Origin of the sequence: Bacillus sp. FSL E2-8887, from assembly GCF_038007205.1 — a bacterium.
In the GTDB taxonomy this organism is placed as follows: Bacteria; Bacillota; Bacilli; order Bacillales; family Bacillaceae_G; genus Bacillus_A; species Bacillus_A mycoides.
Window position 1 is genome coordinate 4424264 of record NZ_JBBOWS010000001.1, and the last position, 22716, is coordinate 4446979.

Here is a 22716-nt window from a genome sequence, read left to right on the forward strand (position 1 = left end):
CATTTTAAGTAGCTAGCATTTTGTAGTTGATAATTTTATTTTGAATTGCTCGTAATTAACTTTGCCTCGATAATATATCGATCCGGTGCATCCCCTATATAATCAAATGGATAGCAAGTCGTCAGTGTTAATGTCGGCTCTTCTTTTTTTACAATAACAGTGCGATCATCCGCATGTGTAATCCATGTCTTTTGAATTTCGTATGTGTAAATTTTATTATCATACTCCAAAATAAGGTTATCCTTTTCTTTTAACTCTCCTAAATCTGTAAATACAGTATCTCGATGCCCACTCAGTACAGTATGTCCCCCTCCAGATGGTGTTGTCGTTAAATCACTAACAAACATACCGACTCCTTTTTTCAATGTTGCATCATTTGCTCCCCAATATATAGAAAACTTCTTCTTTATTTTCGGTATATTTAACATTGCTACCTTTTCTCCTTCTTTATGCTCAGTTTGAGAAGAAGGTACTTTGGAAGTTACAGGTGTTTCATGTGAAAGTTGATTATCTTGTATATTTTTAAGGCTCTTTATTTCTTCTTTCGTTAATTCTTGAGCAGAGCTTTTTCCTTTATACCATTCCACAGCGTAATACGATCCCATGAATAGCCCTATGGCCATCAATATGATACCGATATAATTGAGTAACTTCATGTTCCATCCCTCCATGCAAAAAATGGTAGGAATAACCTACCATTTTTAATATATGAAATTATCCCATTCTTTATAGAAAAATATTTTATTTACGCCTTAACTTTATTACGACGCTTCAAACCAAATAATGTCCCTATCCCTACAAGACATGCGCTTAGTGCCATCATTGCTACATTATTTGATGCTGTGTTTGGTAATTTTTCACCTTGTACAGCTGGCTTTGCTACTTCCTTTTTCGCTGCATCATTCTTTTGCCCCGCCTTAATTGCTTCTTCTTTTTTTGCAAGAGCTTCCTTTTCTTGAACTTGTGGTGTTACTTCTTTTTTCGCTGTATCATTCTTTTGCCCTGCTTTTATTGCTTCCTCTTTTTTAGCCATATCACTTTTTTCTTGTACTTGTGCTGCTTCTTTTTTCTCTACTTCGCTCTTTTGCTGTTCCTTAATTGCTTCTTCTTTTTTAGCTTTATCTTGCTGCATTTGCGCTGATTCTTCTTTTGTTAATGTTCCAGTATCCGCACTCGCTACTGAAGAATATCCTACTGTTAAAAGTGCCATTGCACAAATTGGTAATAGTTTTTTTTTCATTTTATTTCTCTCCTTTTATACTTTATTCTAGTAACACATCACGTCGCACCGGATGTATTACTAGAGTAAACAACGGATGTAAATATAAGATGCAGATGAAATATATTTCATTTAAAGATTTCATTTTAGAAAAATAAAAAAACACCGTAATATATACGATGTTTTTTCGGGTGTGTGTCTCGATATTTATTTGTTACTTTCGCGTGATTGAGAAGTAGAAAGGGTCGGAGTGATAACTAATTGTCTCGGCTCAGTTTTCTTGAAGTGATTTTTGACGTTACACTTACGACATTGAACGACCCATGCTTTAATAGGATTTGTTAAAATAATTTTTTGCCTTTCGTTAGGGGCCTCTTCTTCCAATTTACAACTATCGCTCCACTTACTCCATTTCATTGTAAATTTAGAAGAAGAATGATCGTCTTCTCGATCAAACGTATGCAAAAAATCCATTTCTCCAGCTAGCATTACGGTGTTACTAGTTGCTAAAAAAGAAAAGGTCGTCCAATGTTTCTCCATGCCCTCCTACTCCTTTTTCACATATAGAGTGCCTAAAACTTAATTTACCTAAAATATGCTTGCCTTTTACCTTACACTTATAGTTTATCCAAAACACTACTATGCAACTATCGATTTGTCTTACAAATCACCTTACATTTTTGTAAGAAAAGAAAAACCTTCACTCTATATACGTGAAGGTTTCTCATTTCTTATCTATAGAATCTTTCATATCATCAAGTCTAGCCTCTTGCAGCTGCGACATCATACCGTGGGAAATTGCGCCTAATACTAAAGTCATTCCAATTAGTGAAATGCGAATTGCAGGTACATCAATTATGTAAGCCAACATACCAAGAACAATTGTTAAAAGCAATGCTTTTATAAATGTTACACTTGTATACTGTTTCTTTTTCATCATAATCACCCTTTTTGGAAGCGTTTTCTTAATGCTATCAGTATATCATATCATCTGACTATTTTGTGGGGATTTCTGTAAAAACCTTATATCTTCTTTGACTTTTTTCTTTCTATCCTTTACAGTCGAAATGTTCACAAGTTTTACACTGTAGGAGGATTCAAATGAAAATTGAAATAAAAGACACTTTAATTTCTGAAGAACAATTACAAGAAAAAGTAAAAGAACTAGCGCTTCAAATCGAACGTGATTTTGAAGGAGAAGAAATCGTTGTAATCGCTGTATTAAAAGGATCTTTCGTATTCGCTGCTGATTTAATTCGTCATATTAAAAACGAATTAACTATCGACTTTATCTCTGCATCTAGCTACGGAAATCAAACAGAAACAACTGGAAAAGTAAAACTATTAAAAGATATCGATGTAAACATTACTGGAAAAAACGTAATTGTCGTAGAAGACATTATCGATTCTGGTTTAACACTTCACTTCTTAAAAGATCACTTCTTCATGCATAAACCAAAAGCATTGAAATTCTGTACGTTACTTGATAAACCTGAACGCCGTAAAGTGGACTTAAAAGCTGAGTATGTTGGCTTCCAAATTCCAGACGAATTTATCGTTGGCTACGGTATCGACTGCGCAGAAAAATATCGTAACTTACCATTTATCGCTTCAGTTGTAACGGAGTAATATAAATAGAGTAAACTTCCATCAATTATTGATGGAAGTTTATTTTCTATCACGATTCGTAAAAGACAAAGGGAGAGAATAAAAATGACAAAGACAAAATTTGAAAAAGTACTCCTCATCGTAAATCCGAAAGCAGGACAAGGCGATTTACATACGAACTTAACAAAAATCGTACCACCTCTTGCGGCAGCTTTTCCTGACCTGCATATCCTTCATACGAAAAAACAAGGTGATGCAACAAAATATTGCCAAGAGTTTGCTAGTAAAGTAGATTTAATTATCGTCTTTGGTGGTGATGGAACTGTATTTGAATGCACAAACGGCTTAGCCCCTCTTGAAACTAGACCTACACTTGCAATCATTCCAGGCGGAACTTGCAACGACTTCTCTCGCACACTCGGCGTTCCGCAAAATATTGCAGAAGCAGCAAAACTCATTACAAAAGGACATATAAAACCAATCGATGTCGCAAAAGCAAATGGACAACACTTCTTAAACTTCTGGGGTATTGGACTCGTCTCTGAAGTATCAAACAATATCGATGCAGAAGAGAAAGCAAAGCTTGGTAAAATTGGTTACTATTTAAGCACCATTCGAACTGTAAAAAACGCTGAACCATTCCCAGTAAAAATCACTTACGACGGACAAGTATATGAAGACGAAGCTGTCCTTGTTATGGTTGGAAACGGTGAATATCTCGGGGGTATCCCATCCTTTATTCCGAACGTAAAATGTGATGACGGAACACTTGATATTTTCGTAGTCAAATCAACAGGCATTCAAGCGTTTAAAGATTATATCGGAAAAAAACTATTTGAAGACTCAAATGAAAATGACATCTTCCACGCCAAAGCTAAATCCATTCATATTGAAACAGAAGAAGAAAAAGAAGTAGATACAGATGGTGAAAGCTCTCTTCATACACCGTGTCATATTGAGTTGTTACAAGCGCACTTTACGATGATTTATAATCCTGCGGTTGTTTAATGAAAAAAGACTATCCGATTTTTAACATTTCGGATAGTCTTTTTTAGTAAAAATGCGCTTTGATCTACTCTTTCATTTTTAATATGAGTTTTCGTAATCAAACTCCACCCAATTTTTCCAATGCGTATTAGCATCCTTATCTACAATAACACTTGGATCTTGCTTCTCTATCGCTGCAGCTACTGATTGGAAGAATTCATTTTCACTTACTTTCTCTTCTTCAACATGTTGCCACTCTTCCGTTTCATAAGCTACTTCCCAATCACCTTTTAAACCGAACTCTTCTAAAATTTCTTCTTTATCCCACCATAATAACTTTCTAGCTTCGTCATTAGCAGCAAGCATACGCATGAAATATGTCGGATAAGACTCTTTCGTTTTCACTTCTATTCCATTATTCGCATAATCTTCTTCTGTAAATTGATATTCAAAATGATGATTGCGAATTTTTAAACTACCGTTATGAATATCCGGCATAAATTCACCTTTATTATCAAATAATTCATAATCTCCATCTTTTACTTGCAAAATACCGTCATCACCAATTGAATGATTCATTCTATCGCCATATACTTGAATATCATTAAATACGCCTAATGAACCTACACCGACAATTTGAAACACCATTAACCAATCCTTAGTATCTTTAAAGAAAAGAGAAAATTTCACTTGCGAAATATCCATATATTCATTATCAAAGGCAGGAAAGTCATAGTTACTTTGCTTTCTATCTAATAGCTTCAAAATATCTTTTTGCATATGTATCACCTTTTCCTCAATATAAACAAAAATTTTTTTTTTGATTTCACTAGAGTATAACATAGACATACTTGCCTTTTATTTTCTAATAATACTACTAATAAAATAGCAGAAGGGTCTGTTTGCATGCCCCAGTTCTTTTTAGATACAATGAAGGAAAGAAGCAACCTGATACAAGGGAGAGAAAAAACTGTGTTCAACCAACAGTTAGTTAATTTACGCATTGATTTTGCATTTAAACAATTGTTTGGTACGAATGGTAGTGAAGATATTCTAATTGCATTTTTAAACGCTATGTTACAAGAGTCTTTAGAGTCACCCATTGCTTCTCTACAACTAGAAGATCCACATTTACATCGGGAATATGAAGAGGATAAGTTATCTATTTTAGACATTTCAGCGACATTAAACACAGGAACAAAAGTAAATGTAGAAATACAGCTCAATAATAATCACGATATGATAAAACGTAGTTTATATTATTGGGGAAAATTATACACATCCCAATTACAAAAGGGCATGCCATATAGCTCACTGCATAAAACCATCACCATAAATTTATTAAACTTCATAATGTTTTCAGAACAAAACGCCTTCCATTCAACGAGTATATTATGGAATACACAACAACAGAAACTCCTAAGTGACGACATAGAAATTCACATTGTAGAAATCCCAAAGTTAACAGAACAATGGCATGAAGAAAAAGTAAATCCGTGGAAAGATCCATTTGTTCGTTGGCTTTTATTACTTTCAGCAAATGAGGATGAGCACTTAACTAAAACATTGGAGGATATTGCTATGAACCAAGATCCTATTTTACAAAAAGCGATAAATAAATGGGAACGTATGAGTCAAGATTCTTCTTTCCGACAAGCCTATGACGCAAGGGAGAAAGTTTTAATGGATGAAGCAGCAAAATTCGCCCACGCAGAGACAGAAGGAATAAAAAGAGGAATGGAACAAGGAATAAAAAAAGGGATTGAACAAGGCATTGAAAAGGGTCGAAAAGAAGGGGTTCAGCAGGGGAAAATTCAAATGATTAAAAATATGTATGATCTTGGTATACCACTTGAAACGATTACTAAGGCAAGTAAATTAAGTGTGCATGAGGTTGAGCGTATTTTAGGACATAAATAGTAATAAAAAAGAGCTTGAATGGTTTCAAGCTCTTTTTTATCAACTTTCCTCAATTCTTTCCATCTTCCAAACTAAATTATCTGGATTGTTTTTCTCTAAAAAGGTTAACATCCACATAGTTTTTCCTTTGTCGTTCATCAACATCACTTTATGGTTTAACTTCCAAGCCACGTCACTAACATAATTAGACATTTTATACATATCTTCTTCTCTCATAAGCTTTTCCTTTTTGATTAATCGTCTCGTTCTATACTCCCTTATTTCTAAGTACATATCAGCATAAGCCACTTCATGCTGCCAAATTATACTACATACATATTTTTTATTCGGACTACTCTTCTTTATATATACAAGTTCATTTTTATAATCCAAATCCAGTACCTTATTGTATGCCTTTTCTAACATCTCTATATCCCAATCACATTCCACAGCTAAACTCTTCATTTCAGTATGAACGATTTGAAGTGCTAATTCTTTTTTCTCTCTATCTGATAAATATGGAAAATCCTTCACACTCCCACACTCTACAAACACATTCATATATTCAGGAAAAATTCGATATTTCTTCTCCCACTGATTTAATAATGAAATATCATCCACACAGTAAATCAAGATAACTTTTTCATAGTCTGTTCTTAACTTTGACATATGTCGCTCGTATAAAGAAGTAATACAGCTCGTTTCTTTTAAAAAAGATATCTCTTCCTCATAGTTACTCGAGGATGTTGATTGTAATATCTCTAGACTGCTTATATTCTCTTTTCTCTTTAGAAAACTTAATCGGATATCTCTTATAATCGGCATTTACTCTCTCCTTCTTAATTCTACGAATATATAATTGATTCTCTAGCGCCAACTAATCAATTTCAACCCATCCCATTCCCATATAGAGAAATAAAAGCCCCACTACAAAAAAGAGCGCACCAATTAAAAAGTAGAACGGTGCACCTCCCTGCAGCGTATCACAAAATAGCCCTAGAATGTTTTGTGCTACTACTGTCCATTTATCTTTTTTTGAATCTTTTTCTTTTATTTATTTTACAAACCTATAAATACTTAGACCAATAAAAATGATGCCTATTAATAGGCACCCTACTATGATAAGAATTTCCAAATATAACACTCCATTTAAACCTTGCTATGTACACCCTATTTTAACTAAAAAAGCGAAAGAGAACATCATTTTCTCTTTCATTTTTCTGAAATCGCAATGTGATTTTTTATAGTTAAAATGTTACATTGCATTTCGAACAAAAAGGAGCAGAATTGCCTCTCCTAATTTTCGCATCACATTTTGGACAATATACATATCGTTCTTCTATCTTTTGTCGCTCTATCCTATGTAAGGATACTATTCTCATACTACACATAAATCCAATTAAAATAAGACTAACAATGAGTAGCATCATTCTTGCCCCCTCCCACTACACTTTACCATAAAATAACAAAACCGATTCCTTCATTAAGAATCAGTTTTATACTTACAGTCCTAACTTAGCCTTCGCCCCATCAGGAATTTTATCTATCGTTACTTGCACTTTATCACGCAAGAACTCGCCTCTAGTAAGCACATGCCAGTACGAACCTTTTTGTAATTCATCTACTCCATCGATTGTAACTTCTTTTTCCTTACCATTTTCATCATAAGCTTTCACTTTATATTCACGACCTTTATCTCCACCTAACTCTTTGCCATCTGTATCAATTATTGCATAATGATCCTCTATATCAAGAAAGGGATTCATTTGATCTAGCTTAGCGCTCCCATTTAATAAATATACCGCTCCTGCCATGATGACAAGTAACGATGCAAGGATAAATCTTTTCATCTATATTCCACCTTTCATTATGTTTTTCTATAGGACGTTTCTAAATATAGAGTGTATTTCTTAATAAAAACTTGTACGGTTTCTTAACATTTTCTTAAACTAAAAGGGAACTATTAATTAGCAAGATCAAAAAAATAAAAAGTGACCCTTTACACCATTATTGACATTTTTACACCTATAGTGTAATTTTACACTATACAAGAGAGGAAGATGTATGATGGACAAGCAAGAATTTATTGGATTAGTCAATTCAAAATTAAAACTCATTCGTGTTGAGAGCGATTTATCACAAGATAAAATGTCAGAAATTATTGGTTTATCAAAGAAAACATTAGTAGAAATTGAAAAGGGTAGACGCACGCTAACATGGGCAGGCGCAGTTTGTGTCGTAACACTCTTCGAACAGAGCGATACAGTCCAAATGACATTCGGGGATGATGTGAATGAAATTATAAAAACGATCGCTTTTACACACTACAATACGAACTTCCCGAAGACCTTAGGAGGAAAAGTATGGTGGCGACAAATAAAAGAATTAAACGGTTACCAAATCCAACAAAATCTTTTATCACAACATTATAGAATTTTAGATACAGAAGACCGCAGAATATACCACTCATTCGAATTGGATGAAATTGAACAGCGATTTATGGAAATGGCAAAAACATCTCAATAAAGTGCAACTTTAATCAGTGGGGTTCTTCTACCCACAAATAGCGGGATAAAATAAATTTCGGAGTATAATTCAAATGAAAAAACAGACAAATATCACGATTTTAAACACGTTAATCATTAGCACCTTAGTATTTAATTTGTTTATTTTCACATCGAGAATGAGCTTTTTACCTTGGTATATTGAAGATGGATGGGGATATTTAGGATTATTATTTACATCCTTTATTTTCTTACTTTGCTTCTTTCAATCTTCGAAGCTACATAAAGATGGAAAGTTAACTACGCTACAAAAGTTCATTCCACTTGCTTCTGCCGCACTTTCAATCTTTGTTCTTATCACTCCATCAAGTGATTTTATGACTATATTAGCCAATCTGATCAATACAATCATATTAACAATTTATATAATTGTATTTCAGACAATGCCTAATGTAAGCAATAAGAAGCTATTACATTAAAGGGGAGAGTTATTCTACAAAATAACTCTCCCTAAGTATAAACCTCTATTCTACTTACTCATCACTGTATTTCTTCTTTGCTTATACAAATAAGCACCACTCGCAATAACAAAAACAATCCCGCCAAAATACGCGCCATACTTTATCGCAACTGCTACAATACTTTCAATATATTGTCCAAATAAAGAACCGAGCACAAAATAAACAAGTGTCCAAACGAACCCTGTCGTATAGGAATATAAAGCATACGTCTTAAATGACATGTTATTCATTCCAACTAAATACGGCACAATATGTCTTACAACAGGTATGAAATAACTTGTAACTAACGCATAATGACCGTATTTTTCAACCATCTGTTGCGATTTTAAAAGATATTTTGCTTTTTTCTTTTTCATTAGCTTATCAAGTACTTTCGTACCAAATACTTTTCCTATTATATAACCTAAAGAAAGCCCTGATACAACGCCTAAATATGTTAAGACAAAAGCGGGAATTACATTTAATATGCCTAATGATGATACGAAACCACCACTCATTACAATCATTTCATCTGGAATCGGCATACCGATAATACCAAGCCATAAACAAAAAAATAGTGCCCAATAACCATACTGCTCAATGTATGACATTAATTCATGTAGCTCCATTATGCATATGCTCCCCTTAGCTCTTTTTTACAGCTAAAGACGTAAGCTGGTGGGAAATTGAACCACACTTTTTCTAGTGTAATTTCAGGGAAGAAATGCTGTATAAATCCTTTTTTCACAAGTGAATATTGGAATGTAATAAATTCTCCATTCTCATGTATCGTTTCCATTACACTGTTTAAAATGCGCTTTGAAACCTCTTCTGGTAAAGAAGTGAAAGGCAATCCCGATAAGACGTAATCAATACATTCTATATTCAATTGTTCCATATACTTCTTTATATTTTCCGCTGAGCCGTGTATAACAATCACGTTCTGCTCATCTTTAAATTTTCTCTTTAACTCTTTGAAAAATACTTCATTAATTTCAATAAGAAGAAATATTGTCTCCTTCTTCTTTCTCTTTATAATTTCTTTCGTAAAGGCTCCTGTACCAGGCCCTAGCTCTACAATGCATTTCGCTCTATTAAAATCAATTACATCTACCATTTTCTTTGCTAATATCTTTGAACTTGGCGCAATCGCACCAGTATGTTTCGGATGTTTAATAAATTCATTTAAGAATGTTATGAGCTGCATGTAACTTCTCTCCATTCGTTCAATAGTTTTCAACTTGTGTTTAAGTATAACTATCGTTTCTTAACAAAAATTGAGGAGATTTCTTAAGATTTTATGAAGATGAAGGAAATCTCCTTATTTACTATAAGCAGATATGAAAATTGAATTACAAGGATAAACGACTCGAACATATACGAATAAGGCATCTTGTTTATTTACCATGAAGGATCATGATCCTACTCCGATTTTGTATAGCGAAGTTACTATTTTTATGTTAGAATCCTCTAAGATATTTGGAATTAGTATAGAAATCATTTTTGGAGGCTTTATGAATAATCAAAACGATAATAAACCAAATGCATTGTTTGCATCTATACAAATAGTGCTACCACTTTTATTGCCTATTCTTGTCCCTACATTTTTAATAGTGGGAATGAAAAAGTGGATACCTGATGAAGTTAAGTATCCAAGCATAATATCATTGTTCGCATTATGTATTGGATTTTTCATAGTAGGAATTCTCTTCTCTATTGTTTTACGTTTATGTAAATTATCTGAGGAAAAATTAAAAGAATTAGGATTTTTAGGATTTACACTTTCGGCTGTTAGCACATTTCTAAGTTTTTATGTAGGTTACTTTTGGTTGGCAGACCTTAACTTCACATCAGTTGAATTATCACCTCATGCCGTATTAATTTTCGCTATTTTATGTACCTTGCTGTTGGAAGGTATTTTTAAAGTAATGGACATGTTTGATAGTTCGGACGAAAATAAAGCTCACGTATAGACAAAAAAGCATCCGACTAACATGTTAGTCGGATGCTTTTTTACTAAGATAACACAACTCTTTCATTACTTCGCGCTCACAATCTTATAATAAGAGCGAACTGTTAAGAAGTAATATCCGATATAAATAACGCTATATACTCCGATACTAATTAGAAGCGGAATCATAATTTCAAATGGTAGTATGTTCCCTAAACCTTTTAATGCAAACAAACTGTGTAGAATTCCGATTACTAGTGGAATTGCAAAGATAAAGCTCACTTGTTTTGCAATAGCTTTTTTCATTTCTTGTTTCGTTACACCGATTTTATGAAGGACAACGTAACGCTCACGATCTGCACTTGCTTCTGTTAGCTGTTTGAAGTAAATAATAGAACCTGTTGCTAGTAAGAATACAAGTCCTAAGAACATTCCGATGAACATCATTAGTCCAGTTGCTTCAAGTCCCATATGGAAACCAGTGTAGAAATCTCTAAATGTTGGTGTCATTTCTGATTCACCAGCTGGCATCACTTTTGTTAATTTTTCCGTTAACACTTTACTGTTTCTTTCATCTTTTACATCGATATTTTTTACAACACGTGTTCCAAATGCTTGCTTCGCTTGTTCATACATTTCATCTGGAACGACAACAACTAATTCACCTAAGTTCGTAATTGCATTATTATTTGCACCTTGGATCGTCAATGTCTTCGTTTCATTTCCAATTTGGAATACCGCTTTATTTCCTTTATATTCAGGGCTAAACTCATACCCTTCAATATAAGAACTATCATATATAAATGCTTCGCCAGTAGCTACATTCACTGTTTCCGCATCGATTTTTTTAGCAAGTTTATTAAATTCAGTTTGAGATATAAATTGATATTTCTCAGAGATACTGTAGTTCATATTAAAGATGAAATCGACTTTAGCTCCTTCAAACTTTCCTTTTACAGGAACCATCTCAACTTCAAATTGATCTTTTACAGGGTGATTCTCTTTCTCTTCAGCAAAAATCGCATTTACTTTCTTATCTAGTTCTGCATCTTTCTTTTCATAAGAGTAGCTGTATGGTGCAACTGCTTTTGATTGTGTAAATGTGTTGTAATACATCGTAACTGACGTACCAACCGCTGTTAATGTTACTGCACTTAAAATAGAAATTGTCGCAAGTGACTTTGCATTTCCTTTAATACGATATAGTAGCTGTGATGTCGTTACCATATTCATACCGTTATAAAACGATGATTTATTATTTCTTGCACGTTTCAATACGAATACTGTAAAGAACATAAATAGTAAATACGTACCTAATACTGTCGCAAGTAATATATAAAGTGCGACTGCCATAAAGTTTGCATACATAACTGCCTTCATAAACATTAACGCTAAGAAATAACCTGAGCCGATTAAGAAAACTGAAATTAACGCCATAATGACAGATCCTTTTGGCATTGCTTCTCCTTCACGTTCTGCGCGGAAAAGTTCAATTAACTTAAAGCGATAAATTAAACGATATCCTTGAAGTGATGTATACAATATAATCACAAAGAAAATAATTGCTGTATCAACAATTGCAGCCATCGGGACTTCAAAATGAACATTTAAGTTTAATCCCATCATACTTACAAGTAATTCAAGGAATAGTTTTGAAAGGACGCTACCAATCGCAATCCCTATAATTAAAGACATTAATCCCATTAACATATTTTCATAAAAGAGCATTTTACCGATTTGTTTTTTACGAATACCGAGTAACGAATATAGCCCAACTTCTTTTTTACGTTTTCGTGTAAAGAAACCGTTCGAATATATAATGAACACCGCTACGAATATAATTAGCATGACACTTGAAACTTGAAATGCACCGCTAATTTTTTTAGAACCTTCCGCAGCTTTTTCCATTTGTGAATTATACTGCAACGCCTTAAATGTAAAATAGATGACGATGCTAAATATCATAGATGCAAAATATACAAAGTAGTCTTTAAAGTTCCGCTGTATGTTGCGAAGGGCAATGCTAGATAAGGTCATCAGCCATACCTCCAGAAATAGAAGACATTACGTCAACGACTTTTTGGAAGAACTGTTTACGTGTTAATTCACCACGGTGTAATTCTTTATATAACTCACCATCTTTAATGAAAATAACTCGTTTACAATAACTCGCCGCAAATGCATCATGCGTTACCATCAAAATTGTAGAATTATCATATTCATTTAACGACTTCATACTTTCTAATAAATCTGTCGCTGATTTAGAATCAAGTGCTCCAGTCGGCTCGTCCCCAAATATCATACTAGGACTTGTAACGATCGCACGCGATGCTGCACAGCGCTGCTTCTGTCCACCGGATACTTGATATGGGAACTGACTTAAAATATGATCAATACCGAATTTCTTTGAGATTTCAAGAACGCGGCGATCAATCTCACTCGCTTTCACCTTTGATAACGCAAGAGGTAACGCAATATTCTCTTTCACCGTTAACGTATCTAATAAGTTATAATCTTGGAAAATGAAACCTAAATGATCGCGGCGGAATAACGCTAGCTTATCATCGTTCATCTTCACGATATCTTTTCCATCAATTAAAATTTCACCGTCCGTCGCATTATCAATTGTAGAAAGGACATTTAAAAGAGTCGTCTTCCCAGAACCAGAAGGCCCCATAATTCCAACGAACTCCCCTTCTTTTACTTGTAAGTTAATACCTTTTAAAGCTGCAAATTTATTACCACCTGTGTCATACACTTTTTCAATATGTTTTGCTTCTAACACTGTTTTCATCTCGACATCCCTCATTTCTTCTATTCTCTATTTTCAACTATATACACTCTCTACTCTTGCCACTATCGATGTTTCTTACACAAACATGACAGTTATGTAAGGCACATAAGTAAAGACATAAAAATTTAACCTACTGAATGAAAGTACTTTGTTACTATAACATTGGGATATCATGCCATCCATTCATTCTCCTTACAGGAACATTACAATTTTGTAAGGTTAAAAATGCACCCTACAAAGCTGTGCACGAAATATCGGATGGAGCTATTTTGTTCCTGATATTCTATTTATAGAGGAGGTCATATAATGGATTCACTTAAAAATATGAATGCGGCAATGCAGTATATTGAAGACAACCTTACACACAAAATTGATTTTAAAGAAGTCGCAAAAATAGCTCTCTGCTCCGAATATCATTTCAAAAGAATGTTTTCTTTTTTAGCTGGCATATCACTATCAGAATACATTCGCTGTAGACGTCTTACTCTCGCTGCTTTTGAACTAAAAAATAGCGATGCAAAAGTCATTGATGTCGCTATAAAATATGGATACAACTCACCAGATTCATTTACACGTGCATTTCAAAATTTGCACGGAATAACGCCTTCAGAAGCTCGAAGTACAATTCGTTCTTTGAAAGCTTATTCACCAATGACCTTCCAGTTATCGATTAAAGGAGGAAATGAAATGAACTATCGAATTGAAGAAAAAGAGCCATTTCGAATCATTGGTATACAAAAACGAGTGCCGATTGTTTTTAACGGTGTAAACGAAGAAATTGCTTCTATGTGGAAAAGTTTAGACAGCCAATCAATTGAAACATTAAAGTCCCTTTCAAATATTGAACCTACCGGTATTATTAGTGCTTCTACGAATTTTTCTGAAGGAAGAATGGAAGAAAAAGGCGAACTCGATCACTACATTGGAGTAGCTACGACAAAAGATTGTCCAAAGCAATTCACACAACTTGAAGTATTAGCTTCAACATGGGCTATATTTGAAGCTGTCGGTCCATTTCCTGATGCATTACAAAATGTGTGGGGACGTATTTATTCCGAATGGTTCCCTTCTTCGAACTATGAACTAGCGGAAGGACCGGAAATATTGTGGAATGAAAGTAAAGACGTATCATCGCCGAATTTCAGAAGCGAGATATGGGTACCTGTTTTAAAAAAGTAATATAAAGGTCTAAAATTTTTCAAAATAAAGAAGCTGCTCTTCCTCTTTAAAGGAAAAGCAGCTTCTTATTTTATACTTCTTCTCGACTCGTTCTTATACAAGAAAATAGTAATAATCGCAAGCACTATAATAACTCCAAAAGTAAATACCCTGTAGTTCGAGATAGCCTCAGTACCGATTAACAAAGCAGGTATAACAGCCATAATTAAGCCACCAAACATACCGACAAACGATCCTACACTTTGTTTTACTATTTGAGTTTCTGATACCCAATCATAATAACCAAATCGATTATTAATAAAAATCCCCCATACTGCCGAAAAGAATGAATATGTTATCGGTGTTATTACGATGAAAAGAGAACTCCAAACATCTAGTTTTAACCCTATTATCAGTAATACGGCACTAATAAGTGATGCAGGTATACTTAATGAAAGATTCATAAGTATTTTACTGTCATAAATCATCTTTGGCGTAATAGGCAATGACTTAATAATCCATACATTTTTTCCTTCTAAAGACAATGACACACATGTTGTACACGTCATCGAAATCGCTACTGCAATAGCAAATGGAGCAACCTTTTGCAACAGGGGCTCAATTCCAGGATACGCTATTAATTGACTTGGTCCTACTACAACTATAGCTAGCGCGAAAGCTAGCGCCATCACAACTCCCATTCCACTATTTATGACATACACTGTAGAAGAAAAGAAACGTTTCAGTTCTTTTTTATACAACGCGACCAATACACTTTCTTTTCTCATACTATTAATCTCATAATTTGAAAGCATATGATAAGTGGTGATCTCTGTGTTTATTTGCTTATATTTTAACGAAAGTATTTTTACAAAAAGATAATACCAAATAACCGATATCCCAACGAATAGGATGAAAGCTACAAGATCAGCATGAACAATTGCTTTTTGAAACATGTTAGCTAATGGATACACTTTAGTTAGTTGCTCTGAAACAATTGCACCAATCCCATTCATATCATTAAGGCTATATTGAGCATTTCCGTTTTTTAGCATAAAGAAGCCGAATGTAATCATTACTATAAAACTTAAAATCGTAGTTATTTTATTCGTATTTTTAAATTTAGAAGCGATTGCCGTAATCATAGCTCCAAAGATCGCTGCGATTGTTGTTGGAATTAAAGATGCTATAAACATACTGATGAACCACATAAAGTAAAAAGAAACTGATGGATTCTCATGTATGCCATAAACAACTCCCATTGGTAGCATGATTATGATTGAAAAGATCGTATTCAGCAAATATAAATACAAAAACCTACTTGTAATAACAGTACTTACACGAATCGGTAATGACATTAAAAGATCGTAGTCCTTAAAAGCAAAAATTTCTCCATTTGCCTTAAATATAGTGAAAAACAACGTCAATACACTGCTAATAACTAGTGCATAAACTGGGATAATTTCACTTATTCCTAGTTTCACCAACCCATATGCTGAGGCTCCGCAATATAGCATTAACATGACACCAACTAAGGCAATAGATGCTGTCAGCAAAATTTTATTCTGCTTCTTTTTCTTATCTTTTTCATATTTAAAAGTATTTAAACCAAGCTGCGTTATCAACCGGATTTTTAAAAGATCTAGACTACTAATATTCATTAGCAAGCTCCTTCATAAAGAGCTCTTCCAATGATCCTTCCTTTATTAAAGAATTCACTTCCCCTGAAAGTGCTAATTTCCCTCTATTAATCATCGCTATTTTATTACATAACTTCTCCGCCACATCTAAAACATGCGTAGAAAAGAAAATCGCACTTCCCTTTTCACAAAGCTCCTTCATAATACCTTTCAATACTACGGCTGCCTTTGGATCAAGACCAACGAAAGGTTCATCTAAAACTAATAATTTCGGTTTATGCAAAACCGCTGATATAATCGCCACTTTTTGTTTCATACCGTGTGAATAGGAAGATATTAAATCTCCCAAGTAAGGTGTAATCTCAAAAGCATCCCCATACTTTTGTATCTGTGCTTCTCGATCCTTCGCAGACACTTTAAACACATCAGCAACAAAGTTCAAATATTGAATTCCTTTTAATTGCTCATATAAATCTGGATTATCAGGAATGTACGCCATTACTTTCTTACATGCAATCGGATCTTTTTTTACTGAATGTCCATCAACAAAAATTTCACCCTCTTCAAAATCTATAACTCCTACTAACGACTTAATTGTTGTACTTTTCCCCGCACCGTTATGGCCAATAAATCCAAAGATATCCCCTGCTTGAACAGTAATATTTAACTGATCTACTGCTTTTTTGCCACCTTTGTATGTCTTGCTAAAATTTATAATTTCTAACATGTGATTTCCCCCAAACTATCCTTTTTAACTGAATTTCCAGACCTAAAAGCAAAAAATTTACTCAGCGAGCTTTTTCATTATCCCCACTGAGTATTTAAATCTCTTAACACATAGAAACTATAAATATAAAATTTGACTCGTACAGTTCAATCCCTTATTACTCACAATTGCATTTCTTTTTTATAAATAGCATATGACTTTATCATTGATATGAAGATGCATATTAATATTATTCCAATCCCCATAAAAATATTGAATGGATCTGGAAGTACCGCCCCAGCATATATACAAAGTGCACCTATTACAAATACCTTCGAAGCAAATCTGTGTGTTTTTCTCCAAACTACAGGATTTTCTAATGTCCAGTCCATCCGGATTCCTACTAAGCCATTTGGCTTCGTTTGTTGCATGTGATTACCTAGTACAAGAAACAACGTTCCAAGTCCGAAATTAAAGGCGATTGAGCCTGAAGCAATATAATTAGACGCTGCTAATAACGCAAATATGTTACAGCCGAATCCTATAAAAAGAATGGCATAGTTAATTGCAGAAAGGACTTTAGCATGCTGTTTATACTTATCTTTTGTTACATCAATATACCCCATAGCTAGCCATATCAAATACAGCAACACCATACTACCTATTGAAAATGAACTTGCCTCTACTTTAGAAAAATATCCATCTACTATTCCCGCAGCATTATAATGACGCGGAATTTGTTCCGGTAAATATGGCCATACAATGTACCATCCCATTGCAATTGCAATAATTAAACTCCATGGTAATACGTGTCTTTTCATCCTCTCTCCCCCATAAAATTTCTATTAAGCTCCTATCTCTTTCTTATAAGCAACATAGGAATACACCATCGTACCAACAACCAGTACAACAACAACACTTAACAAACAAATCATCTTCCACATTCCCGGTAGAAACGAGGAAAATATGATTACAATACCGCCAATCATCATGATCTTTGATCCTATCCTATGCGTTTTTCTCCATACATTTTCACTACTTAACGTCCATGGCGTCTTAATACCTATGAAGAAATTTGGTTTACATTGCTGCATATAATTGCCGAGTACGATGAAAAGGATACCGACCATTATGTTCACAACGATTCCAATTGGAATGTTATACCCTAAAGCATTTGCTAGTGTCATCATATTAATAGTAAATAAGAAAAATAAAATTGCTCCATTTATCATTCCAAGTGCTTTAGGAAATCTTTTGTAGTTGTCGTACTTCGGATCTATCTTAGGCAATACAGTAACTAGTGCATATATGAAAACCATAATTGCTACATCAAAAATCAACATTCCCATTTTTGACATATGTCCATCTACCTCACCATTAATATTCCAATGACTTGGAACTTCTCCCGGTAAATAAGGCCACGCGATGCACCATGCAATAATCGTTAAAGCAATTAATAATAACGGAAATATATGCTTCTTCATTTCCCCTCTTCCCCCTTATTCGTAAACGTAAACACCCAAGTCAATAAATCTTGGAATACAGTTGTGTTTAAAGAGTACATAACGAATTGTCCTCTTTTTTCATCTTGGATAAGTTCAGCATTTTTAAGCGCATTTAGGTGATGAGAAATACTTGGCTTTGTCATATTGAACTGTTCAGCAATTTCGCCAGCTGTTAAATCGCCTTCTTTTAATAAGTCTAAAATTTTTCGCCTTGTCGGGTCTGCTAATGCTTTAAATGCTTGATTCAATGTCTTTCTTCCTTTCGATAATTAGACATTTAGATATTTATCTAAATGTTAAAATATTTTCAGTTAATTGTCAATTGTATCCCTAGCCCTTTTTACTTTTTCCACTTTTGACCTATATTGTTTACTAGCTTATATTTCAACATAATGAAAAGACGAGAAACACATGATACACTATAGCTACAATTGTTTTTTTAGGAGGAATATACATATGTATAAAATTTTAATCGTTGAAGACGATCCAAATATTTCATCATTACTACAATCTCACATTCAAAAATATGGCTATGATGCTGTTGTTGCGGAGAACTTCGATGATATTATGGAATCGTTTAACGCTGTGAAACCACATCTTGTTTTACTTGATGTAAACTTACCGAAATTCGATGGATTCTACTGGTGCCGTCAAATTCGCCATGAATCTACTTGTCCAATTATTTTCATTTCGGCACGCGCAGGTGAGATGGAGCAAATTATGGCGATTGAAAGCGGTGCGGATGATTACATTACAAAACCGTTCCACTACGACGTTGTAATGGCAAAAATTAAAGGACAATTACGCCGTATTTACGGTGATTATGCACCAAATATTTCTGAGCGTATCGTTGAAGTTGAAGGACTAAAACTATTCCCTGAGCGTCCAGAAATTCATTTCGGCGCTGAGCAAGTTCTTTTAACGAAGAAAGAAGCAATTTTAGCAGAAATGTTATTATCTAAATTTCCTCGTACAGCGAGTCGTGAAGATTTACTAGCCGCTCTTTGGGACGACGAAAGCTTCGTTGAGGAAAATACATTAAACGTAAATATCACGCGTCTTCGTAAAAAGTTCAATGAGCTTGGTATTGAAAATGCTATTGAAACAGTACGTGGACTTGGGTATCGTTTTAACGCAACTTGGAGTGAATAAGCATGAAACTATTTTTACGTGATCATTTTGCATTTTTCCTACTATATGTATTAAACTTCGGAATCATTTTCGTTCTTTATGATGCAGTAGACGGATTTCAAAATAATAAGTTTTACTTCATCGTTTTAAGTTTATACTTATTCATCTGTTTCCTCGCTTATCGTTACGTTCGTAACCGTAGAATGTATCACAGATTAAGTGAACCACCAGAGAAACTGGAAGATGCGTTTATTGAAAGAGCGACTGCTCCTATGCCACACGGTGTAAACGAGCTCGTTCGTACGCAATATCGTCTATTCCAAAAAGACCTACAAACATTCGAAGTAAAACAGCAAGAACACCAATTATTTATTAACCATTGGGTGCATCAAATGAAAACGCCTGTTTCTGTTATGCAGCTTATGGTGCTTGAAATGGAAGATGAACATTTAATCCCGAAATTCAAAAAAGAATTAGAACGATTAAATCAAGGACTCGATATGGCTTTATATATGGCAAGGCTAAATAACTTCCATGAAGACTTCCATGTTGAGACGATTTCATTAAAAGATGCTGTGACAAAAAATATTAACGGATTGAAAGAATTATTCATTCGAAACGGAGTCTTCCCCGTTTTAGAAGTTCATTCAGATTTAAAAGTCGCTTCTGATGCGAAGTGGCTAAAGTTCATCATTTATCAGTTAATGACAAATGCAGTTCGCTACTCTGGTGAGCGCGGAAAGAAAGTTTTCTTATCAGCTTATCGCAATGGTAAAGATATTATTTTGGAAGTTCGTGACGAAGGCGTTGGTATTCCACAAGAAGATATTCGAAGAGTATTTGAACCTTTTTACACTGGAAAAAACGGTCGTGCATTCGGAGAATCTACTGGTATGGGGCTTTATATTGTAAGTAAAATTTGTGATTATTTAGGTCACTCTGTGAAACTAGACTCTGAAGTTGGTAAAGGAACGACGATTAAAATCATCTTCCACAACGCTGCAAATAATCAAGCAGAAAATACAGAGAAGGTGACCGAAGCATGACCATAACATATGCTAGCAAAATGTATGAGAATTTACTCTCATACATTTTTTGCAATAAGACTACATATCGGCCTGCTAACGGGAGGCATATATTATGACATTTTGGCAGTTTGCATTTAAAAATGTAACGCGCAACTCAAGAGCTTATTTTGCCTATTTTTTAAGCAGTTCCTTTTCCATTGCTGTTTTCTTTTCGTTTGCTGTTTATTTATTTCATCCGAAATTACAAAATTCCAGTATGATCTCTGAAGTTTCAGGATTAATGATTTTTTCAGAAGTTGTCATTGTCTTGTTCTCTTTTTTCTTTTTACTATATTCAATCGGATCGTTTTTAAAAGTACGTAAAAAACAATTCGGCGTTTTGACCGTTTTAGGAATATCAAGAAAACAATTACACCGTCTCGTTTTCACTGAAAATATGTTAATTGGTATTTTATCTATCTTTTTCGGTATGCAGTTTGGACTTGTCTTTTCGCAGTTTTTCTTATTAGTAACAGCGAAAATTACACATCTACCAGGGATATATTTATATATCCCTACGAATGCTTTCATTTTAACGACGATTGTGTTTCTTGGTCTCTTTATCGCTGTATCTTCATTTACACCCCTGCTAATTCGTACGAAAAAGACGGTAAACCTTTTAAAAACTAATGCTGGGAAACAAAAGGAAAGAAAACCATCCATATTTATCTCTCTATTTGGCGCTATCTGTTTAATAGGTGGCTACGCTTTAGCGAGCAAACCAATATATTTCGTATCAATAAGCCCACAAATAGGAATGGTTTATATGCTTTCAAGTATTTTCGTCATTCCGGCACTCGTTTCAATCGGAACATATTTCTTCTTTTCGCAAATTAGTTTCTTGCTCATTCACCTGTTGAAAAAGAGACGGAATTTTTATATGAAGCGTATTAATATGCTCTGGATTTCTGATTTAGCTAGCCGCATTCGCTCAAATATTAATATGCTTTTCGTTGTGGCAATGCTATCTACAATTGCTTTTACGATGATTACATTTTTATATGGGTTCGGGAAATTTATGAAGCTTGATGTTGAACGAAATTCACCATTCGCATTTTCATATTTCTCATTTGATGAGAATCCATTTACTTCCCAGCACTTAAATTGGCTAGAAAAACAATTAGAAGATGGGCAATTCTCTTACGACAAAATTAAAGTAGATTTATACGCTACGCCTGTAGAAGCGAAAAATAATACAGAAATTTATTATGACACATATGCCATAAAGCAAAGTGACTATAATAAACTCGCTACGTCATTACAATTACAAAAACTATTTATAAATGAGAATGAAACATATATATTATCTGGAGCAGCATATGTCCCATTATTTACTTCATTCGATCCAAATTACAATAGAACACATATTACACTCGCTAATACAAATTATAAGCTACAAATAAAAGGGATCAAAATAGATAATACCCTCCCGTCTACTTTTGCTTATGAAACATTAGTATTATCTGATTCTGCCGTTAACAATTTACCAACTAACACTAAACATGTGACAGTCTATAATTACAACGTAGAAAACTGGGAGAATACATATGCTATTGCTGATGAGTTTGTAAAACGAGCAGATAAAGACCGCGCGAGTATCAAGCACGAAGGATCTCTCGTTCGTATTTTTGAATCAGGTAATTCTTTATACAGAATCAAATCCGGAAGTGCTTCCTACTTCCTTATTGGTACATTCCTTGGGATCATTTTCTTTATTGGAGCTGGTAGTGTACTGTACTTCCGTATGTATACAGATTTAACAAACGAGCAAGAAAAATATGTAACGATTACGAAGATTGGCTTAACAGAATCAGAAATGAAGCGTTCAGCGACCATTCAACTTGGAATCTTATTTTTCGTTCCATACATTATGGCTTCTATTCATACGATGTTTGCGACAAAGATGTTGCAAGATATTATTAACTTATCATTGTTCGCTGAAATTACGGTTGTACTTGTGATTTTTGGAACAGTTGAGATTATCTTTTTCCTATTAATTCGTTCACTTTATATGCAAAAATTATCGCAACATATTAAGTTTTAAATA

Annotated in this window: 27 protein-coding genes; 10 read left to right on the forward strand and 17 right to left on the reverse strand. The window is 34.1% G+C overall.

Annotation, left to right across the window (positions count from 1 at the left end):
• Positions 1-35 precede the first annotated feature (35 nt).
• From NSQ08_RS22770 to NSQ08_RS22785, 4 genes are all read right to left on the reverse strand, one after another.
• Positions 36-656: a class D sortase gene (locus NSQ08_RS22770; protein WP_000771585.1), complete on the reverse strand. Its 621-nt coding sequence runs from the start codon at positions 654-656 to the stop codon at positions 36-38.
• Between the two features lie 89 nt (positions 657-745).
• On the reverse strand, positions 746-1240 hold the full coding sequence (locus NSQ08_RS22775) for an LPXTG cell wall anchor domain-containing protein (protein ID WP_061688362.1): 495 nt from the start codon (positions 1238-1240) through the stop codon (positions 746-748).
• A gap of 186 nt (positions 1241-1426) precedes the next feature.
• Entirely contained in the window at positions 1427-1759 is a 333-nt protein-coding gene (locus tag NSQ08_RS22780) for a hypothetical protein (protein ID WP_340778995.1), read from the reverse strand.
• A gap of 184 nt (positions 1760-1943) precedes the next feature.
• Complete coding sequence (locus NSQ08_RS22785) at positions 1944-2159, reverse strand: hypothetical protein (RefSeq protein ID WP_002034478.1); 216 nt, start codon at positions 2157-2159, stop codon at positions 1944-1946.
• 161 nt (positions 2160-2320) lie between these two features.
• Between NSQ08_RS22785 and hpt the strand changes: the two genes are divergently transcribed.
• Positions 2321-2848 (forward strand): hypoxanthine phosphoribosyltransferase, encoded by a 528-nt coding sequence (gene hpt, locus NSQ08_RS22790; RefSeq protein ID WP_000687585.1) that lies wholly within the window; start codon positions 2321-2323, stop codon positions 2846-2848.
• Between the two features lie 84 nt (positions 2849-2932).
• Positions 2933-3835, forward strand: coding sequence for a diacylglycerol/lipid kinase family protein (locus tag NSQ08_RS22795; RefSeq protein WP_340778997.1), 903 nt, complete (start codon positions 2933-2935; stop codon positions 3833-3835).
• Positions 3836-3913: 78 nt separating this feature from the next.
• Here the strand turns inward: NSQ08_RS22795 and NSQ08_RS22800 are convergent, their stop codons facing one another.
• A complete protein-coding gene (locus tag NSQ08_RS22800) occupies positions 3914-4594 on the reverse strand; it encodes a DUF7003 family protein (protein WP_340778999.1) in 681 nt (226 codons plus the stop codon).
• A 192-nt stretch (positions 4595-4786) separates the two neighbouring features.
• On the opposite strand from NSQ08_RS22800, the gene NSQ08_RS22805 reads away from it, so the two are divergent.
• Positions 4787-5734, forward strand: coding sequence for an Rpn family recombination-promoting nuclease/putative transposase (locus NSQ08_RS22805; RefSeq protein WP_033709843.1), 948 nt, complete (start codon positions 4787-4789; stop codon positions 5732-5734).
• 39 nt (positions 5735-5773) lie between these two features.
• Here the strand turns inward: NSQ08_RS22805 and NSQ08_RS22810 are convergent, their stop codons facing one another.
• The 3 genes from NSQ08_RS22810 to NSQ08_RS22820 form a co-directional block, all read right to left on the reverse strand.
• Complete coding sequence (locus tag NSQ08_RS22810; protein WP_002129612.1) at positions 5774-6538, reverse strand: hypothetical protein; 765 nt, start codon at positions 6536-6538, stop codon at positions 5774-5776.
• Positions 6539-6960: 422 nt separating this feature from the next.
• Positions 6961-7140, reverse strand: a complete 180-nt coding sequence (locus tag NSQ08_RS22815) for a hypothetical protein (protein ID WP_033709536.1) — start codon at positions 7138-7140, stop codon at positions 6961-6963.
• A 75-nt stretch (positions 7141-7215) separates the two neighbouring features.
• Entirely contained in the window at positions 7216-7563 is a 348-nt protein-coding gene (locus NSQ08_RS22820; RefSeq protein ID WP_002129615.1) for a YxeA family protein, read from the reverse strand.
• 217 nt (positions 7564-7780) lie between these two features.
• Here NSQ08_RS22820 and NSQ08_RS22825 point away from each other — a divergent pair, with 217 nt between their 5' ends.
• Together NSQ08_RS22825 and NSQ08_RS22830 are read left to right on the forward strand one after the other, a co-directional pair.
• Positions 7781-8239 (forward strand): helix-turn-helix transcriptional regulator, encoded by a 459-nt coding sequence (locus NSQ08_RS22825; RefSeq protein ID WP_002129616.1) that lies wholly within the window; start codon positions 7781-7783, stop codon positions 8237-8239.
• A gap of 73 nt (positions 8240-8312) precedes the next feature.
• Positions 8313-8696, forward strand: coding sequence for a hypothetical protein (locus tag NSQ08_RS22830; RefSeq protein WP_002129618.1), 384 nt, complete (start codon positions 8313-8315; stop codon positions 8694-8696).
• 50 nt (positions 8697-8746) lie between these two features.
• Here NSQ08_RS22830 and NSQ08_RS22835 read toward each other — a convergent pair whose 3' ends face one another.
• Both NSQ08_RS22835 and NSQ08_RS22840 read right to left on the reverse strand, forming a co-directional pair.
• Complete coding sequence (locus NSQ08_RS22835; RefSeq protein WP_002034486.1) at positions 8747-9346, reverse strand: DedA family protein; 600 nt, start codon at positions 9344-9346, stop codon at positions 8747-8749.
• Positions 9346-9924, reverse strand: coding sequence for a class I SAM-dependent methyltransferase (locus NSQ08_RS22840; protein ID WP_002129619.1), 579 nt, complete (start codon positions 9922-9924; stop codon positions 9346-9348). Before NSQ08_RS22840 ends, NSQ08_RS22835 begins: the two co-directional genes overlap by 1 nt.
• Positions 9925-10231: 307 nt before the next feature.
• On the opposite strand from NSQ08_RS22840, the gene NSQ08_RS22845 reads away from it, so the two are divergent.
• Positions 10232-10690, forward strand: a complete 459-nt coding sequence (locus tag NSQ08_RS22845; RefSeq protein ID WP_002129620.1) for a hypothetical protein — start codon at positions 10232-10234, stop codon at positions 10688-10690.
• A gap of 65 nt (positions 10691-10755) precedes the next feature.
• Here NSQ08_RS22845 and NSQ08_RS22850 read toward each other — a convergent pair whose 3' ends face one another.
• Together NSQ08_RS22850 and NSQ08_RS22855 are read right to left on the reverse strand one after the other, a co-directional pair.
• Positions 10756-12705: an ABC transporter permease gene (locus NSQ08_RS22850; RefSeq protein ID WP_340779007.1), complete on the reverse strand. Its 1950-nt coding sequence runs from the start codon at positions 12703-12705 to the stop codon at positions 10756-10758.
• Positions 12692-13462 carry an ABC transporter ATP-binding protein gene (locus tag NSQ08_RS22855; RefSeq protein WP_240381024.1) on the reverse strand — a complete coding sequence of 257 codons (771 nt, stop codon included), beginning with the start codon at positions 13460-13462 and terminating at the stop codon, positions 12692-12694. Before NSQ08_RS22855 ends, NSQ08_RS22850 begins: the two co-directional genes overlap by 14 nt.
• A gap of 306 nt (positions 13463-13768) precedes the next feature.
• Between NSQ08_RS22855 and NSQ08_RS22860 the strand changes: the two genes are divergently transcribed.
• Positions 13769-14641, forward strand: a complete 873-nt coding sequence (locus tag NSQ08_RS22860) for an AraC family transcriptional regulator (RefSeq protein ID WP_002034491.1) — start codon at positions 13769-13771, stop codon at positions 14639-14641.
• Between the two features lie 65 nt (positions 14642-14706).
• Here NSQ08_RS22860 and NSQ08_RS22865 read toward each other — a convergent pair whose 3' ends face one another.
• The 5 genes from NSQ08_RS22865 to NSQ08_RS22885 all read right to left on the reverse strand — a co-directional run bounded on the left by NSQ08_RS22865 (position 14707) and on the right by NSQ08_RS22885 (position 18719).
• On the reverse strand, positions 14707-16281 hold the full coding sequence (locus NSQ08_RS22865; protein WP_340779013.1) for a putative ABC transporter permease subunit: 1575 nt from the start codon (positions 16279-16281) through the stop codon (positions 14707-14709).
• On the reverse strand, positions 16271-16987 hold the full coding sequence (locus NSQ08_RS22870) for an ABC transporter ATP-binding protein (RefSeq protein WP_340779015.1): 717 nt from the start codon (positions 16985-16987) through the stop codon (positions 16271-16273). The genes NSQ08_RS22865 and NSQ08_RS22870 overlap by 11 nt, the downstream gene beginning before the upstream one ends.
• Before the next feature lie 161 nt (positions 16988-17148).
• Positions 17149-17787: an SdpI family protein gene (locus tag NSQ08_RS22875; protein WP_340779017.1), complete on the reverse strand. Its 639-nt coding sequence runs from the start codon at positions 17785-17787 to the stop codon at positions 17149-17151.
• 24 nt (positions 17788-17811) lie between these two features.
• Positions 17812-18450 (reverse strand): SdpI family protein, encoded by a 639-nt coding sequence (locus NSQ08_RS22880; RefSeq protein ID WP_078421880.1) that lies wholly within the window; start codon positions 18448-18450, stop codon positions 17812-17814.
• A complete protein-coding gene (locus NSQ08_RS22885; RefSeq protein ID WP_002089211.1) occupies positions 18447-18719 on the reverse strand; it encodes an autorepressor SdpR family transcription factor in 273 nt (90 codons plus the stop codon). The genes NSQ08_RS22880 and NSQ08_RS22885 overlap by 4 nt, the downstream gene beginning before the upstream one ends.
• Positions 18720-18927: 208 nt before the next feature.
• Between NSQ08_RS22885 and NSQ08_RS22890 the strand changes: the two genes are divergently transcribed.
• From NSQ08_RS22890 to NSQ08_RS22900, 3 genes are all read left to right on the forward strand, one after another.
• Positions 18928-19623 carry a response regulator transcription factor gene (locus NSQ08_RS22890; protein ID WP_000276730.1) on the forward strand — a complete coding sequence of 232 codons (696 nt, stop codon included), beginning with the start codon at positions 18928-18930 and terminating at the stop codon, positions 19621-19623.
• Between the two features lie 2 nt (positions 19624-19625).
• The gene (locus tag NSQ08_RS22895; RefSeq protein ID WP_002015836.1) at positions 19626-20648 is read left to right on the forward strand and encodes a sensor histidine kinase; all 1023 of its coding nucleotides are present in this window, start codon (positions 19626-19628) and stop codon (positions 20646-20648) included.
• A gap of 94 nt (positions 20649-20742) precedes the next feature.
• On the forward strand, positions 20743-22713 hold the full coding sequence (locus NSQ08_RS22900; protein ID WP_340779024.1) for an ABC transporter permease: 1971 nt from the start codon (positions 20743-20745) through the stop codon (positions 22711-22713).
• The last annotated feature ends 3 nt before the right edge of the window (positions 22714-22716 follow it).